The 16,621-nt window shown below is 63.5% G+C and carries 15 protein-coding genes; 11 read left to right on the top strand and 4 right to left on the bottom strand.

Annotation, left to right across the window (positions count from 1 at the left end; translation table 11 throughout):
* Positions 1-5 precede the first annotated feature (5 nt).
* Complete coding sequence (locus tag IPL79_13510) at positions 6-728, bottom strand: hypothetical protein (GenBank protein MBK9072002.1); 723 nt, start codon at positions 726-728, stop codon at positions 6-8.
* Positions 729-860: 132 nt separating this feature from the next.
* Here IPL79_13510 and IPL79_13505 point away from each other — a divergent pair, with 132 nt between their 5' ends.
* Positions 861-1,946 carry a radical SAM protein gene (locus tag IPL79_13505; protein MBK9072001.1) on the top strand — a complete coding sequence of 362 codons (1,086 nt, stop codon included), beginning with the start codon at positions 861-863 and terminating at the stop codon, positions 1,944-1,946.
* Positions 1,947-2,243: 297 nt separating this feature from the next.
* On the top strand, positions 2,244-3,011 hold the full coding sequence (locus IPL79_13500; protein MBK9072000.1) for a hypothetical protein: 768 nt from the start codon (positions 2,244-2,246) through the stop codon (positions 3,009-3,011).
* 10 nt (positions 3,012-3,021) lie between these two features.
* On the opposite strand, the gene IPL79_13495 is transcribed toward IPL79_13500, so the two are convergent.
* Positions 3,022-4,218: a hypothetical protein gene (locus IPL79_13495; protein ID MBK9071999.1), complete on the bottom strand. Its 1,197-nt coding sequence runs from the start codon at positions 4,216-4,218 to the stop codon at positions 3,022-3,024.
* A 157-nt stretch (positions 4,219-4,375) separates the two neighbouring features.
* Here IPL79_13495 and IPL79_13490 point away from each other — a divergent pair, with 157 nt between their 5' ends.
* Positions 4,376-5,185, top strand: a complete 810-nt coding sequence (locus IPL79_13490) for a methyltransferase domain-containing protein (GenBank protein ID MBK9071998.1) — start codon at positions 4,376-4,378, stop codon at positions 5,183-5,185.
* On the opposite strand, the gene IPL79_13485 is transcribed toward IPL79_13490, so the two are convergent.
* Complete coding sequence (locus tag IPL79_13485; GenBank protein MBK9071997.1) at positions 5,182-5,556, bottom strand: hypothetical protein; 375 nt, start codon at positions 5,554-5,556, stop codon at positions 5,182-5,184. The two genes, IPL79_13490 and IPL79_13485, sit on opposite strands and share 4 nt — an antisense overlap.
* Before the next feature lie 213 nt (positions 5,557-5,769).
* Here IPL79_13485 and IPL79_13480 point away from each other — a divergent pair, with 213 nt between their 5' ends.
* Genes IPL79_13480 through IPL79_13470 form a run of 3 tightly spaced genes read left to right on the top strand, consistent with a single transcriptional unit; the run spans position 5,770 to position 9,229 of the window.
* Positions 5,770-7,236 carry a UDP-N-acetylmuramate--L-alanine ligase gene (locus IPL79_13480; GenBank protein ID MBK9071996.1) on the top strand — a complete coding sequence of 489 codons (1,467 nt, stop codon included), beginning with the start codon at positions 5,770-5,772 and terminating at the stop codon, positions 7,234-7,236.
* An 8-nt stretch (positions 7,237-7,244) separates the two neighbouring features.
* Positions 7,245-8,273: a UDP-N-acetylmuramate dehydrogenase gene (gene murB / locus IPL79_13475; protein MBK9071995.1), complete on the top strand. Its 1,029-nt coding sequence runs from the start codon at positions 7,245-7,247 to the stop codon at positions 8,271-8,273.
* Positions 8,270-9,229, top strand: a complete 960-nt coding sequence (locus IPL79_13470; GenBank protein MBK9071994.1) for a D-alanine--D-alanine ligase — start codon at positions 8,270-8,272, stop codon at positions 9,227-9,229. The genes murB and IPL79_13470 overlap by 4 nt, the downstream gene beginning before the upstream one ends.
* An 11-nt stretch (positions 9,230-9,240) precedes the next feature.
* On the opposite strand, the gene IPL79_13465 is transcribed toward IPL79_13470, so the two are convergent.
* The gene (locus tag IPL79_13465) at positions 9,241-10,128 is read right to left on the bottom strand and encodes a diguanylate cyclase (GenBank protein ID MBK9071993.1); all 888 of its coding nucleotides are present in this window, start codon (positions 10,126-10,128) and stop codon (positions 9,241-9,243) included.
* Between the two features lie 128 nt (positions 10,129-10,256).
* On the opposite strand from IPL79_13465, the gene glpK reads away from it, so the two are divergent.
* The 5 genes from glpK to IPL79_13440 all read left to right on the top strand — a co-directional run bounded on the left by glpK (position 10,257) and on the right by IPL79_13440 (position 16,620).
* Positions 10,257-11,732 (top strand): glycerol kinase GlpK, encoded by a 1,476-nt coding sequence (gene glpK, locus IPL79_13460; protein ID MBK9071992.1) that lies wholly within the window; start codon positions 10,257-10,259, stop codon positions 11,730-11,732.
* A 59-nt stretch (positions 11,733-11,791) separates the two neighbouring features.
* Positions 11,792-12,424, top strand: coding sequence for a sigma-70 family RNA polymerase sigma factor (locus IPL79_13455; protein MBK9071991.1), 633 nt, complete (start codon positions 11,792-11,794; stop codon positions 12,422-12,424).
* A gap of 176 nt (positions 12,425-12,600) precedes the next feature.
* Complete coding sequence (locus IPL79_13450) at positions 12,601-15,147, top strand: transglycosylase domain-containing protein (GenBank protein MBK9071990.1); 2,547 nt, start codon at positions 12,601-12,603, stop codon at positions 15,145-15,147.
* A gap of 91 nt (positions 15,148-15,238) precedes the next feature.
* The gene (locus tag IPL79_13445; GenBank protein MBK9071989.1) at positions 15,239-15,517 is read left to right on the top strand and encodes a hypothetical protein; all 279 of its coding nucleotides are present in this window, start codon (positions 15,239-15,241) and stop codon (positions 15,515-15,517) included.
* A 344-nt stretch (positions 15,518-15,861) separates the two neighbouring features.
* Positions 15,862-16,620 (top strand): FtsQ-type POTRA domain-containing protein, encoded by a 759-nt coding sequence (locus tag IPL79_13440; GenBank protein MBK9071988.1) that lies wholly within the window; start codon positions 15,862-15,864, stop codon positions 16,618-16,620.
* Position 16,621 lies beyond the last annotated feature (1 nt).

Genomic DNA, 16,621 nt, shown 5'->3' with positions numbered 1-16,621 from the left:
ATCGCCTACTGCTCAAAGCAGTACAAGCGTCGATCGAAACCCCAGCAGTAGCCGTCGGCGTAGGCAGTCCAGTTGAAGTCGGCTTCGTCGATGTCGCCAAGCCAACCCTTGATGGTTTCGCTATCGATGGTGGTCGTCCAGTCGTCGCAGGTGGTGCTGACCAGATCGCCGTCGGCTGGCGCGACGCGGCCGCCAAGGGCGGTGCCGGTCCAAGCTTCGTAAAAGGGGTCCGGCATGTCGCCGTGCTCGTCGTAACTCAGGGCCACTTGCGGCACGGTCGCAAGGCTGGCCTTGTTGGGAAAGGCTAGCGTGCCGTCGGTGCGGTACCATGGCCCGGCGCCGGTGATGCGGTCGAGCGCGTCGGCGTCCGTCGACGAAAGCCACGCGACCCACTGCCCACCGAGCGCCGCGGCATCGGCCGATAACTGGCAAAGGTTGTCGGCGCTAGCAAGGCCGGAGGCGCCGCCGCCCGCAGCCCTGAGATTTGCGGGGTAGCGTTGGCTGGTCACAAACACCCGCAAGTCGCCGCTATCGGGCCCGCAGGCGGCGGTCGGGATGCAGCTTGCATCGTCGCAATCCATCTCCCCGTTACCATCGTTGTCTAGGCCGTCGACGCAGGCACCCGGCGTGCTGGCCTCGGCGTCGGTGGCTGACCCGTCGCCGTCATTGCCGCATCCCGCGACTAGGAAGAAGGACGTGGCAAGGCAGCATCGGGTAGTGGCGCGCATGCCCGGGTTCATCTCACAGGGCCTAGACGGCGGCAATGATAATTATGGGAGGCGCGGGGTCCGCCCCACGCAGCAGATCTAAGCGCTTAGCCGGTCGCGTCGCGGGCGGTTGCGCGCTAGGTTCGCCGCATCGTGACTAAGTATGTTCGAGGCGCGATCACGCCGACGCAATTGGTCGCGCTTACGGGCATGACCATTGCCGAGGCGAGGCATGTAGTGCGCAGTGACTACCTAGGCCGACCGGTCGAAATTGGCGGCCACCTATCGCGCGCGAGCTTTGCGCAATTGCAGGCGCTAACCGCGGACGCGCCAGCAACTGCGGGTGCAACCGATGCGCCGATCGCGCAAGTCGCGGTGGACGGCTTTCGCAAATACCTGCGCGGTGGCGTCGAATGCGTCGCGATTCCGCTCGAAAAGCCGGGGCACTACTCGGCGTGTGTCAGCTCGCAAGGCGGCTGTGCGATGGCGTGTTCGTATTGCGCCACCGGCACCATGGGCCTGATGCGCAACCTGGGCGCGCATGAAATTCTCGATCAAGTAAAAACCATAGCGGCGGATTTGCCTGCGGGCGCGCGCGTCGCGGGCGTGGTGTTTCAAGGCATGGGCGAGCCGATGGCAAATCTCGATGCGGTGTTGCAGGCCATCGCCGTGCTCAACGATTCGTGCGCGTTTGGCATCGATGCGCGCAAGATGACGGTTTCGACATGCGGACTTCCGCGCGGGATTTTGCGCCTCGCGCAGGCCGCGCCAAAGGTTCGCCTCGGCGTTTCGGTAGGCAGCCTGCGCCCGGACATCGCCGAGACGCTATTGCCGATTCGCAAGCAATTCCCGTGGCGAGAGGTGTTTGAAGCCACCGCGTCGTGGGCGCGGCACACCGGGCATGCGCCGATGTGGGCGGTCACGTTGTTGGCTGGCAAAAACGATACGTTGGCAGACGCCGACGCGCTCGCCGCCGAGGCCTTGCGATTTCGCGAGTTGGTTGGGGTCACGCCACGGCTTTCGGTCATCGCCTTTAACCCATGGCAGGGCACGCGCTACGCCCGCAGCAGCCGCGAGGTCGAGCACGCCTTCATCGGGCGCGTCATGGGTCATGGGCTCGCGGTGCATCGCCGCTACTCAGGAGGAGGCGACATTGCCGGCGCGTGCGGGCAGCTCGCGGGCGCTGCGGTTTCCAACTTGGAAATCGGCTTTTCGAAACCACCAACGCCTGCCGGCTAAATTGGCTAGGGGTTGCGCCTTCCTCGACGTTATACGGGCGGTGGAGGAAATTCGATGAACCAACACACGGCGAAAAAAATATTCACGGCGACGCACGCTGCGCGCTCACCATGGCTGGGCACTGGCGCGCTGTTGCTAGCGATGGCTGGCGGTTGCTTGGCGGAGCGCGGGCCAGGTGAACCAGATCCCGCGCAGCCAATGCCAAGTCCAACAGAGCCAACTAGCCCAGCCGTTCCGCAAGATCCGCCTGGTCCAAATCAACCAACTGGCGTTTCTGGCGTAGCCACCGCGCGCCGCGTGCAATGGCAAGTTGACATGCCCAACGTCGAGCCGGGCATTTGGGAGTATGCCGTTCTGTCGGCGAACGTCGATACCTTACCCGCCCCTGGCATCATGCCAACGTGGGGGCCACGCGCCTCTATCGAGCTGCGCTTTCACCAAGTAAATTTTAACACGTCATCGCAAAAGGTTGCGACGTTGATTGAACGCCAGCCCGCAATGGTCACAAATGTGGCCGCCGATGGCTTCATGCTGCGGACGATCGATGGCTCCGCGGTGTGGCTTGGTCAGGAGATGGCATTCTTAAACGAGGCCAGCCCCGCAACGATGGCCGCCTTCGATGACCAAGCGGCATGGGCGCTCACCGGCCTTGGCTGGTGCAGCGCCATGGATGGCGAGGCGTACCAAAACGACGATGTCGCGTTCTACGCCCTCGCCGAGCTGAGCGGCGATGTCTATGACAAGCTAGCCGTGCCGGCGGTCGAAACGACGTATGGTCTGGTAAAAGACTTCCAAGCCGGCAATGCTCGCATCTTGTGTTCGATTGCACACGAAAGCCTGATCCGCAGCTGCCAGCTCACCGTGACGACGACTACCATGGTGTCGGTTGGCGACCTTGGCGTCGAACTGTATGCACGTGCGAGCGCCGAAACCGCGCCGGCGCTACAACACGCCTTGCTCGCGCAAGGCGAGCATGTGGCAATCTTCAACAACTTCATTTTCGCATGTGTGGACGGCGTCTGTGCGTTTAGCTGGTCACTCGACCGCGCCGAGTTGCAGCCGTAGCAACTCCGCGCTAGCGCTGCGCCACCGACCGCCGCGAAAAATACCACGCCGAAAAGGCAAAGCCGACCAGGCATAGCGCGGCGCCGCCATAGGCAAAGGCGCGCATGAACGCGACCTTTTGCATGTCAGCGTGGCCCAGATGCTTATACAGCACCAGGCCCACCGAGCCGCCATAGGCCACCGCATCGGCGACGTAGATGAGAAACACCGAGGTGCCAAGCGTGCCGGTGGCCGCGAACATGCGGTCGAACAAGACGCAGCCAAAGGGCACATAGGCGAGATACATTCCCAGGCCCAGGCCGAGCATCCAGCCATAACCCGAGAGCACGCCGTAATCCCATAGCGCCGTGCTAATAGCGATGATCGCCGCGCCGCCAAACATCATGCCGTGCGTCGCCAGCAGCGCGCCGCGATTGCTCGGGATGAGATAGATGCCGCCAAGCACCGCCATGACGCCAAAGGCGATCCACATCTCGGGCACCGCAAACACGCTGGCGTCGCCGCCATGGCCGAGCTCGCGCCAGATTTCGGCGGCGTAGTTGTCGCGAAAATCGCGCAGCGCGGTGAGCACGAGGTACAGCACTGTCAGCACCACGATGCCGGCAAAAAAGCGCGCGAGAAATTGTCGGCGCGCGGCCGCGGGCATGGGCAGCCGTGTTGTGCGCAGGCGCTGTTCCTCGGCGCTGGGCGGGGGCAGCTGCGCGAGCAACCACACCGCAAACGCAAACAGCGGCAAAAATAGCGCGCCGGTCGCCGCCGGCATCCACGCCTCGGGCACGTGCTGCGTCTGCATCAGCGTCGCGCCGGCACTTTTCACATAGCCGCTGGCGACGATGTACGAGCAGCTCAGGCCCGCGCCGAGCAGCTCGGAGGTCTTGCGACCTTCGAGAAAACTAAACACCAGGCCCCACACCGCGCCGAGCGGCAAGCCGTTGAGGAAGATGGCCGCGACGCGCCACTTCGGAGGCACCACGCCAAATAGCACCAGCGCCACCTCTGCCCACGCGATGAGTAACAGCAGCGCCACCGCGCGCCTTGCGTGTGACAATTCCGAAACAAACCGAATGCCCGCGAGCTTAGAAAGCGCATAGCCGCACACCTGCGCGATGACCAAGGCGTCCTTGAGCGACAGGCCCGCAAACGTATCGCCGGCGTAGGCGCCCGCCGCAAACGGCTTGCGAAACGCATACATCGCGAAATAGGCCATAAAGGCCGCAATCACCCCGTAGAGGCTAAATGCCAACGGCGAGGCGTTGCGCAATTTGGCGCGAATCCACCCCTCGCGCGGCGCTGGCGTGTGCCCTTGCGACATGCGGTCTTTGCTACCACGGCGCGTGCGCGTACGTGCTAACGTCGGGCACCATATGACCGAACGCGACTACGTCTTAGGCACGCACGACGACGAGGTGGAGCGGCTTTCGCTGCAGCATCAAGTGTGGCGGCCGATCGTGCTCGAGACGTGGCGGCAGGCGGGCGTCGCGCGCGGCCACCGCGTGCTCGACGTCGGTTGTGGCCCGGGTTACGCGACGACCGACCTCGCCGAGTTGGTTGGTCCGCAAGGCAGCGTACTTGGCGTCGAACGCTCGGAGCGCTTCGCCAACATCGCGCGGGCGCGTGCCGCGGGGCTTGGTCATCGCAACATCGATGTGCAATTGCTCGATCTGATGATGGACGAGCTGCCCATCGCCGAGTTCGACGCGGTGTGGTGTCGCTGGGTTGGCATCTTTGTCTCATCGCCGGCGACCTTGGTGGCCAAGATCGCGCGTGCGCTAAAGCCCGGCGGCGTCGCAATCTTTCACGAATATTACGACTATGGCACGTGGCGGGTCGCCCCTTCCAAGCCCGCGCTCGAAGAGTTCACCGAAACCGTGATGCGCAATTGGCGCGGCACTGGTGGCGATCCTAACGTCGCGCGGCAGTTGCCGTGCTTGCTGGCTGAGAACGACATGCAAATCGTCGCCGCGACGCCGCGGCTATTTTGCGTCCGCCCGGGCGAGTTGCGCTGGCAGTGGCCCGCGACCTTTGTCCGCGTCAACCTCGCGCGCATCCTCGAACTTGGCCAGATTGATCAGGCCTTCGCCGACCGCGCCAATGCAGAATTCAACGCCGCCGAGCAGGACTCAAATACCGTCCTCATCACGCCGCTGGTGCTCGAAGTCGTCGCGCGGCACTAACGACGCTTATTCCCAAGCGCTTTGAGGCCCATTAATACGAGGGTGCCGCCTTGACCATCGCTTTCTGACGCCATGATGACGCCTTTGTTAAGCGTCCATTGCTTTGACGTAATCAGCGGATCTGCTGATGGTTCTAAGCGGCTAATGATGGACCTCTCGGGATTGACGGTGTCATTGCCCTTGGTTGCGGGCTTGAAGACGAACTTGCCGCCAGGCGCCAGTTTACGGATACGGACGACGATGGGTGGCCCTTTGGCGCCAGCGACGACTTTCCACCGAGCATCACTTTTTTGTGTCGCGCCTGGCTTTCCAGCCACGGCGACCTGCGCCGAGAGGACGAGACTTAGTATGGTGATGTGTATTTTTTTCATGCAGACATGAGAAGCACGAATTGTGCCAATAGCTATTCGCCTCCCGATTCGTCTAACTATCTGAATACACTACAAGCGACAACTGAATCTTAGGCCACTGTACCCTGGTCTCAACCAAGCGAGTCCCCACCGTGACGTCTCCTGCCCCCATCGAGCCGTCGATTTACCGGATGAGTTTGCCGGGCAAACCTGTTAGGTACAGCGGGGATGCCAATGTTTCGCAAAGTAGACACCAAGATTCACTTCGTTGGCATCGGCGGCATGGGCATGTGTGGCATCGCCGAGGTGCTCGCCAACATGGGCTACAAGGTCTCGGGCTCCGACATGAATCAGACCGAAATCACGCGGCACCTCGCGGACATCGGTTGCGACGTTAAATACGGCCACAAATCCGACAACCTCGACGACGCCGACGTGGTGGTCGTCTCGAACGCGATCAAGGGCTACAATCCCGAGGTCGAGGCGGCGCGGGCGCGGCAGATTCCGGTCATCCCGCGCGCCGAGATGCTCGGCGAGCTGATGCGCATGAAATACGGCATTGCCGTGGCTGGCGCGCATGGCAAGACCACCACCACCACCATGGTGCACAGCGTCCTCATGGCCGCCGGGCTCGACCCAACCGCGGTGATCGGCGGCCGCGTCAACTCGCTTGGCCTTGCCAACGCGCGCTGGGGCAAGTCGGACTATTTGGTGGCCGAAGCCGATGAATCGGATGGCTCGTTTTTGTCGCTGACGCCGACGCTCGCGGTGGTGACCAACATCGACGCCGAGCACTTAGATCACTACGGCACCTACGACAACGTGAAGAAGGCGTTTGTCAATTTTTGCAACCGCGTGCCGTTTTACGGGCTGGCGGCGTTGTGTCTCGACAACGCAGGCGTGCAGGAAATACTGCCGCAGCTCACCAAGCGCGTCGCGACGTACGGCATCACGGGGCAGGCGCACTATCGCGCGCGGCATATCCGGCCCGACGGCCTAGTCACCAAATTTGTCGCGTGGCGCGGCGCCGAAGAGCTTGGCGAAGTGGCGCTGCCCATGCCGGGCAATCACAACGTGCTCAACGCGCTGGCGGTGCTCGTGGTCGCCGACTTTTTGGGCATCGATTTTGCGACCTATGCCAAGGCGATTGGCGCGTTCGAGGGCATCCAGCGCCGCTTTACCGTGCGTGGCCAAGTTGCGGACATTACGGTTGTCGACGACTTTGGGCATCATCCATCAGAAGTCAAGGCAACGCTCGCCGGCGCCCGTGCGGCATTTCCAGGCCGTCGCATCATTGCGGCGTTTCAACCCCATCGCTATTCGCGCACGCGCGATCAGTTCGCCGAGTTCACCAAGGCCTTTGGCGATGCCGACACCGTGATCTTGTGCGACGTGTTCCCAGCAGGCGAGAAACCCATCGAGGGCATCTCGTCTGAGACGCTGATCAAGAACATGCGCGACGCCGGCCACAAAGGCGCGCACTACGTTGGCACGCGCGATGACATCGCGCCATGGGTGGCGCAGCACGTGCAAAATGGCGATCTGGTGCTGACGCTCGGCGCCGGCAATATCCAGATGTGCTGCAACGAGATCATCGAGCTGCTCGAAAAGGCCTTCGGCCCCGCGACCAAGAAAAACCTCGTGCGCCCAAGCGCCGACTTTACGGTCGCGTCATTGGCGGCGCGGATCCCGCGCAACTAAACGCCGCGATGACTAGCTCTGGCCACGCCCCGATCGACGACGGCATCGTGCTGGTCGGCGATGAGCGCCCCGATCGCGACGAGCCTGCCTCCGCGACAGTGCCCGCCAACCCATATTCCAAGCTCAACCCCGCACAACGCGAGTCCATCGCGCAGCGGTTTGGCGCCGCCGCGCGCTTTGACGAGCCGATGCGCCGTCACACCACGCTCAAAATTGGCGGCCCGGCCGATGCCTTCGTGGCGCCGGCCAGCATCGCCGACGTGCAATGGCTGGTGGGGTTTGCGCTCGCCGAAACGCTGCCCTTTACCGTGGTCGGTGGCGGCTCCAATTTGCTCGTGCGCGACGGCGGCATTCGCGGCGTCGTGTTGTCTACGGACGGCCTTAGGGCGCTTGAGGTGCGCGAAGGCGGCGTCATGCACGTGCAGGCCGGCGTCTCCACCGGCAAGGTGCTCAGCGTCGCGCTTGCACATGACCTGGGCGGCGTCGAGTTCTTAGGTGGCGTGCCAGGCACGGTCGGCGGCGGCCTCATTATGAACGCGGGCACCTATGTCGGCGAATTCAAAGATGTCGTCGCTAGCGTCGAATCGGTGAACTTGGCCACAGGCGAGCTGGTTTGCCGCGACAACGCGGCGTGCGGCTTTGTCTATCGCAACTCAAAGCTGGGCCGCGGCGAGCTGGTTGTGGGTGCGCAGCTTGCGCTACGGCCGCGGCCTCGCGCCGAAATGGACGCCGAGATTCGTGCGCTGCGTCAGCGCCGCCACGAGCGCGAACCTAAAAAGGTTTCGAGCGCTGGGTCGATCTTTAAGAACCCTCCGGGCGATTTTGCGGGTCGCCTTATTGAGGCCTGTGGGCTCAAGGGCACGCAAATCGGCGACGCCGTGTGCTCACCGGTGCACGCCAATTGGTTGGTCAACATCGGCGGCGCGCGCGCGGCGGACTTGCTCGCGCTCATCGAGCTGGTTCGCCACGAAGTTGCGCAAACCCACGGCGTCGCCTTAGAACTAGAAGTGAAACTCGTCGGCGAGGATGCCCCATGACCAAGACCAGCGCCACTACGTCATCCGCGCCACATCCCTTTGCCGGCAAGCGCATCGGCGTCGTCATGGGCGGGTTGTCATCCGAGCGCGCGGTGTCGCTCAATAGTGGCGCCGGCGTGCTCGCGGGGCTGCAAGAACGCGGCTACGACGCAGTCGGCATCGACTGGCAACAGGGCATGTCGCTCGCCGACGCGCTCGCGGCGCAGCGGATTGAAGTGGTGTGGAACGCGCTGCACGGCACGTATGGCGAAGACGGCGCGGTGCAGGGGCTCTTGCGTTGCCTTGGCATTCCGAGCACCGGCTCGGGCATTCTGGCGAGCGCGCTGGCGATGGACAAGATCATGTCCAAACGCATTTTTGATTCGAATGGTATTCCGACCCCCAAATGGACCGTCTTAAGCGAAACCGCCGACGACGCAGAAATCGCCGACGCGCTCGCGAGTTTCACCTATCCGTTGGTGGTTAAGCCCGCCTACGAAGGCTCGAGCGTCGGTCTAACGATTGTGCAATCGCCGACCGAGTTACGGCCCGCCATCGCGTTGGCTCGTCGCCACCAAGGGCCGCCACTCATCGAAGCCTTTTTGCCGGGCGCCGAGCTGACCGTTGCCATTCTAGGCGAGCGCGCGCTTGGGTCCTGCGAAATTCGTCCGGCCACCGGGCTCTACGACTATGAGGCCAAGTATCAACGCAGCGACACGCAATACCTCGTGCCGCCCGAGGTGGCGCCGGCCATCGTAGCGGCCGCGTCAGCGATCGCGCTGCGCACGCACCAAGCGCTGGGCTGCACCGGCTATAGCCGCGTCGATCTGCGTCTTGATGCCGCCGGCGCGCCGTTTGTGCTTGAGGTCAACACGTTGCCGGGCATGACCAAGACCAGCCTGATCCCCAAGATCGCCAAGGCCGCGGGGATGGATTATCCCAGCCTGTGCGAGGCAATCTTGGCCACGGCGACGTAGCCAGGAACCGATTAGCCTATGACGCGATTTTTGCCGGTGCGCTTGGCCTGTAATAAATTTTCATCTGCCTCACCGACCAACGCCTGAATATCAATTGCCTGGCTTGTCGCCGTCGCGACGCCCACTGAGATGCTCACCGAAAAGTGCTCGCCTTCGTAGTCAAACGCCTCATCCGCGATGAGCCGTCGCACTTGTTCGCCAAAAATTAGTGCACCCTGGTGATCGGTTTCGGGCAGCACGGCGACGAATTCTTCGCCGCCATAGCGAGCTAGCAATTCTTCGCGGCGCACGCGGCCGAGCAGGCGACGCGAGGTCTCCTTAATGACGTAGTCACCGGTGAGGTGGCCAAAGCGATCGTTGACCTGTTTGAAATTGTCGATGTCGCACATGATCACCGAAAGCGGCCGGCGATAGCGCGAACAGCGCGCCGCCTCGCGTTCGAGAAACTCGACGAAGTAGCGCTTGTTGTACGCGCCGGTCAACGCGTCGATGATGGTCATCCGGTAAATTTCTTCGTGGTAGGCGGCCTCGACGCCGACGCCGGTGAGAAACTTAAAAATCACCGAGCCGATCTTGAGGAAATCGCCATCGCGCAGCAGCGCGCGCGTGATCGGCGTGTCGTTGACATATGAGCCGTTGGTGCTGCCGAGGTCCTCGCCCATCCACTGTTCGTTGACGCGAAACACCCGGGCGTGGCGGCGCGACACCGAATCGCGATCGACCTGAATATCGCAATCGGGCCCGCGCCCGAGCGTAATCTCGTCGCGCCCGAGCACGAAGCGGCGGCCCATGTCGGGGCCCGGCGGGTAGATGAGCACTAGGCAGGCCTCGCCGACCTCGGGCGTCGTCTTGACCGGCTGTACCTTCGTAACCCGGGTTTTCCACTCGTTGGCTGCCACGTATCGCTCGTCTAATATGTTGTCGTCGCCGACATGTCGCTGTCAACGCGGCTGCCAACTCGCGTCGCAGATCCGACGAGCTTTTGGCGGACCGGCGCGCCTTGTGTGTGATAAGCACCTACTAAGCTATGAGATATGTACTAGCGATTGATCAAGGCACCACCGGCAGCACCGTGCTCGTCATCGATGAGGCGTTGCAAGTGCGCGGCCGCGGCTACAGCGAGTTCCGGCAGCTCTATCCGCAGCCCGGCTGGGTCGAACACGATCCGGAAGATATTTGGCAGTCGGTGCTGGTCGCGCTTGGGCGCGCGCTCGGCGCGTCGCAGATTGATCCGGGCGCGATCGCGGCGCTTGGGATCACCAACCAACGCGAGACCAGCGTGCTGTGGGAGCGCGCCTCGGGGCGGCCGGTGCACAACGCCATCGTGTGGCAAGACCGGCGCACCACCGCGATGTGCGCGGAGCTCAAGAACGCCGGCCACGAGGCGATGGTGCGACAGCGCACCGGGCTCACGCTCGATCCGTATTTTTCGGCGACCAAGATCGCGTGGATGCTCGATCACGCCGGGCTGCGCGGGCGCGCCGAGGCCGGCGATTTGGCGTTTGGCACGATTGATAGCTTCTTGGTGTCGCGGCTAAGCAAGGGCGCGCTGCACGTCACGGATGTTACCAACGCCTCGCGCACGCTGTTATTTGATCTTCACGCGCAGGCGTTTAGCGACGAGCTGCTCGCGCTCTTTGGCGTGCCGCGCAAGCTGCTGCCAACGGTGTTGCCATCGTCGCACGTTTTCGGCGCCACGGTGGGCCTGCCGGGGTTGCCCGATGGCATCCCCATCGCGGGCATCGCGGGCGATCAACAGGCCGCGCTGTTTGGTCAGGCGTGCTTTGTCCCTGGCGCCGCAAAATGCACGTATGGCACCGGGGCGTTCATTCTGCTCAATACCGGCCATACGGCGGTGGCGTCCAAGGCTGGCCTGCTAACCACGGTGGCGTGGCAGCTTGCGGGCGAGTCGGTCACCTATGCGCTTGAGGGCTCGGCGTTCATTGCGGGTGCCGCCGTGCAATGGCTGCGCGATGGCCTAGGCTTTTTTTCCAGCGCCGCTGAGGTCGAGGCGCTCGCGGCAGCGGTGCCCGATTCGGGGGGCGTTGTCGTGGTGCCGGCTTTTGCTGGACTCGGCGCGCCGCATTGGCGACCCGAGGCACGCGGCCTCATTTCGGGCCTAACGCGCGGCACGACCAGGGCCCACATCGCACGCGCGACGCTCGAGGGCATGGCGCTGCAAAACGTCGATATCCTGCGCGCGATGAGCACGGACGCCGGCCTGGAGCTGTCGCTCTTGCGCGTTGATGGCGGCGCCGCGGCCAACGATTTGCTGATGCAATTTCAGGCCGACGTGCTCGGGGTGACGATTTCTCGCCCAGCCATGCTCGAGACCACCGCGCTTGGCGCCGCGGTCCTCGCCGGACTCGGCGTCGGCCTGTGGAAGAGCAAGGACGAGGTGGCGCATGCTTGGCGCGAGGCGCGGCGCTTTTCGCCGAGCATGCCGGCGCCCGAGGTGGCGAGCCACTTGCGTCGCTGGCACGACGCCATCGCGAAAGCCTAAGCGGCCAGGCGTGATCGAAAAATCGCGCAACACGCCCGCGGCCGCGCCGATACCAGGGCATGCCCGAAAAAATCACAACCACGGCTGCCCTCGTCCAACGCCAACGGCTAACGTCCACCAGCGCCGCCGCGCGCCAACGCGATTATATTTTTGTGACGCGCTTGCTAGCCAATGATGCCGCGGCTTGGCGAGTCCTGTGGCATGACTACCAGGGTCCGCTTAGACGACACATCCGCGCCACCGTTGGCGCGCTATGGGACGACGCCAACGACGAACTCATTGCCGATATTTTCGTCATGCTGTGTGACGATGATTTTCGGCGGCTGCGCCACTACGACCCTGCACGCGCCGCGTTTGCGACCTACCTGGCGGCGATTGCACGCAACGCGGCTAGAGACAGCCAACGCCGCCGTCGCGCGCGCATATCCTTGCGGGGGTGCGACGACGCCAGCGCACTGCCGCCCACGGACTCTTGCCATGACGTCGTAGCCGGGAGACAGGAGCTGCGGCGTCTGCGCGGCTGCCTGTCCCAGGGCGAGGCGCAGGTAATCGAGAGCTTGCTGGTCGCCGACGGCGACAGCGAGTTGGTGGCCGTGACGCTTGGGCTCGACCTGGCGGCGGTTTATTCGCGAAAACACAAGGCGATCAGGAAAATGCAACGGGCCGCTAGTGCCGTGTCCCAGATGTTATGAGCCAGGCTGCGCCGGGATGACGTCCGAGGCCAAGGCGCGAGGAGTGGAGTTTGGTGGTTCCAAACGACCGACGAGCAACGCAGGCATCGGGCGTCAGACCTAGCAGGGTGGCTCATGTTATTTGGGACACGGCACTAGTGCCGTAGGCGCGTAATATTGGCTAGACTACGCCGACCGTGAGCACCGACGCGCCGCCAGGGCCGAAAGCCGATAACGCTGCCGGCGGTGCGGCCGTCCGCGTCGTCGTGGCAAATGTCAGTGACGGTGGCGTGCTGTACTGGCTGCTGCGGTTTTATGTCTTTGCGGCCTGCGCATTGGTAGCGCTGACAATAGGTGGCAGCGCGATCGGCATTCGCCACCTCACGCGCAATGTGCCGCCGATACCTGATTTTACCAAGTACGCCCGCACCGCCGCGGCCGCGACGCGCATCGTCGCCGCCGACGGCACCTTGATCGGCGAATTCTCGCAAGAATGGCGCGAGATCGTGCCGCTGGCGGAGGTGCCGTTGCCGCTCCAGCAAGCCGTGATCGCGATCGAAGACCATCGCTTTTACGAACATGGGGGCCTCTACGTCAAAGGCATTCTGCGCGCGATTGCCGCCAATCTAACCGCCCGCGATTTCTCTCAAGGCGGCTCGACCATCACGCAGCAGGTTGCCAAACAGTTCCTTGGCAGCGAGAAATCTATTTTGCGCAAGGCCAAGGAAGCGATCTGGGCGCGGCAGCTCGAGGCGCGCTACTCCAAAAAAACCATCTTGTCGGTTTATCTCAATCACATCTATTTTGGCGCGGGTGCGTGGGGCGTCGGCGCGGCGGCCAAGCGCTACTTTCAAAAATCGCTCGCCGAGCTGTCGCTGGGCGAGATGGCCTTGCTCGCCGGGCTGCCGCAGGCGCCAAATAAATATTCGCCGCTACGCGACACCAAGCGCGCCCTCGCACGGCGCGCGCAAGTATTGGCGGCGATGGCGCGTTACGGCTATATCACCAAGGAACAGGCCCTAGCCGCCGAAAACGAGCCGTTGGCGTTACGGCCTTTTCGCGACGTTTTTGGCGACAAGCTCCCCTACTATGGCGAGCACCTGCGGCGACATGTCGTCGACACCTATGGCGAGGAGGCCCTCATGAAAGGTGGCCTGCGCGTCGAGGCCGCGGCCGAGCCGGTGTTTGAGGCCGAGGCCTATGACACCGCGGAGTTTGGCGCACGCCGGCAAGATAAGCGCCAAGGTTGGCGTGGGCCCGAGGCGAAGCTGACGCCGGCGGCTACCAAAGAATTTGTTGGGCGGCAGACGGCGCTGTATGGCGAGGGCGAGCTCGAGCTAGGCCGCCGCTATCTCGCGCTGGTCGAGAGCGTCGCGCCGAGTGTGGCGCAGCTGCGTATTGGCCCGCGCGTCGTCACGCTGCCACTGCGCAACATGGCGTGGGCGGCCAAGTGGAGCGAGCGCGAGGCGGTCAACGATCGCGTCATTAGCAGCGTCGCGTCGGCGCTGCGCGTCGGCGACGTGGTGTGGGTGCAGCGCGAGACGCATCAGCGCGGTAAGTATCGCGAGTGGCATGTGCCTGATGGCTCCAATCCGCAGTGGAAGCCGGCGCAGGACGAGGCGGCGTGGGATGCCGCCAACGCGAACGTGGTGACGCTTGAGCAGCCGCCATATCCGCAGACCGCCATCTTTTCGGCCGATCATCAAACCGGTTACGTCGCGGCGATGGTCGGCGGCAGCGACTTTTCGCGTTCGGTGTTTAATCGCGCCTATCAGGCGTGCCGCCAGCCCGGCTCGACCTACAAGCCCATCTACTACTCGCTCGCCATGGAAGAGGGCTACGGCTTTGACACCATGCTCAACGACGTGCCGGTGGCGCAAGTCGACCCGGTGACTGGCGAGGTGTGGATTCCCCTTAACTTGCATGGCACCATCGATCACGAGGTCACGCTCGAATACGCGTTGGTGTTTTCAAAAAACATTCCCTCGGTCGATATTTTTTCCAAGCTCGGTGCCAAAGAGGTCGAGGCCTGGGCGCGCAAGCTGGGCTTTACCTCCGAGATCATCGCCGACAAGGCGCTCGCGCTTGGGGCCTCGTGCACCTATCTGCATGAGATGGTGCACGCGTTCGCGCTGTTTGCGCGCAACGGACGCGCGCTGAAGTGGGTGTTCGCGCGCCGCGTGCTCGACAACCAGGGCAATGCCATCGAGGATCACACGGTGGTCGCGGATCCGTATTTGCGCGGCAGCGAGCGCCTGGATCGCATGGCGGCAGTCGGCGGCGCGCCTGCGGTTCAGGCCATTCCCGCTCGTGCGGCGTATCTAACCAGCAAGCTGCTGGCGCAAGTGGTCAGCCGTGGCTTTTCGACCGTGGTGCGGCAGACCGGCATTCCCGCGGCGGGCAAGACCGGCACCTCGAGCGATACGATGGATGTCTCATTTATTGCGTATACGTCGCGCTTTATCACGGCAGTGTGGGTGGGCGACGATGAGCGCCGGCGGCCGCTTGGCCTCGACGACGCGGCGTATTTAATTGCGGTGCCGCTGTGGGCGCGGTTTACATATGCGACCAGCGCGGGCTTTCCAAACGCAGAAATCCCGTGGCAGGTCCCGCCCGGCGTTAAAGCAACCGACCGCGGTGAGCACAGCAAGGGCCAGCGCGGCGCGCCGAGCAACTTGGTCTACACGCACGGAGTTAAGCTACGGGATTTACAAGTCGATCCGGCGACCCTGCCGCGGCGGTGACGTTGGCGCGAACAGCGGCGCCTAGCCTCACCTACATCGGCTCCTCACTCCCACATATTGGTCGCCGTGGACGTCTGGTATAATTTGCCTGATGTTTTCGAAAACCTTACTCATGGCCTTCGCGGCGGCGGCGCTCCTCTTGGCCGCAACACCCGCCGCGGCGCAAGTAATCAAGCGCAAGCCCACAGCCACCGCCGCGCCCAAGACCACCGCGACTGCGGGCGCAAAAAAGAGCACCAAACGTTCAAAACCGCGCCGCGCAAGCAAGGGCTCGGCAAGCGGCGAGGGCTCAAGCAAAAGCTCTGGGTTCAGCATTACGGTCGCCGATTTCGACGACGACGACCCGCGTGAGAAAGTCTCCAACGAATAGTCGCGCGCCTACCACCCGTGCGCGCGCATCTGCTTACATGCGGCACGCAAACGTGAGGACGTTGCAAGCGCAGCCGCTACAGGTAGTGTGACCCCGCAGGCCGCTGCTGGATGGGCTAAAAACATTTTCCGCCGAAGGCAAAAAGTTTGCGCCAAATTTGCCCGTGTGGATAGTGGCAGATGATGGCTCGCATCACCGCGCAACGGACGGATCCCCAAGTGGGCGCCGGTGCTGCGGTTCGCGCGAGGCGCCGACCGACCACCGGAAGAGCTAATCGCCGCCGGCGTTCGCTGAGGGAATTGCTTGGGGCGGCGTGGCGTCTCGTCGGCGCCGTCGTGGTCCGGATGCTGCCTGCCACGTTGGCAACGCTGGCGTTGGTGGCGCTCGGCGGCGCCCTCTTTAGCGGCTATCGATTCTTGCGCACGTCGCCGCGGTTTGCCATCGCGCGCTTCGAAGTTCACGGCACCAATCACATGGCCGAGGCGGATGTAGTTGCCGTCGCCGGCGTTAGTCTTGGCGGCAACATTTTTGCGCTCGATGTCGAGGGCGTCGAGCAACGGCTGGAGCGCTTGCCGTGGGTACGGCAGGCGTCGGTCAGCCGCCAGCTCCCGGACACGCTCGAGATTGAAGTGACCGAGCGCGTCGCCGTGGCCGCCGTAAACGCCGACGGCCTCTATCTCGTGGACGCCGACGGTCGCCTCTTTAAGCGCGGCGATACCAAGACCGGCGAGCTCATGGGCCTGCCGGTGATCTCCGGCCTCGATCGCGCGGCGTTTGGCGATGATGAAGATGTTGCGGCGGCGGCGATCGCGCGGGCATGTGCGCTCCTTGCGCGGTGGAACCAGCTCGCTTCGGCGCGCGCCGCGCACGCCGTCATAGGCGAAGTGAGGATCGAGCACGACGATGCCTACACGCTGTATACCCGCGCGGGCGGCATCGCGCTCCACGTCGGCGTGATCGACGCCGAACAGGTCGAAGCCATGCTCGCCAAGTTTACCGCTAGCTATGAAGCCGTCGCACCCGGCGAACGCGCCGCGGTGCGCGCGCTTTACCTCGATAACCAAACGCGTACCAACTACGTCACCGTTGCCTTTGCGAAATAAC

This window comes from Myxococcales bacterium, from assembly GCA_016716835.1.
Classification (GTDB): Bacteria; Myxococcota_A; Polyangia; order Haliangiales; family Haliangiaceae; genus JADJUW01.
The sequence above is the reverse complement of the archived record's forward strand: the minus strand, read 5'-3'. Positions and strand labels throughout refer to the sequence as shown.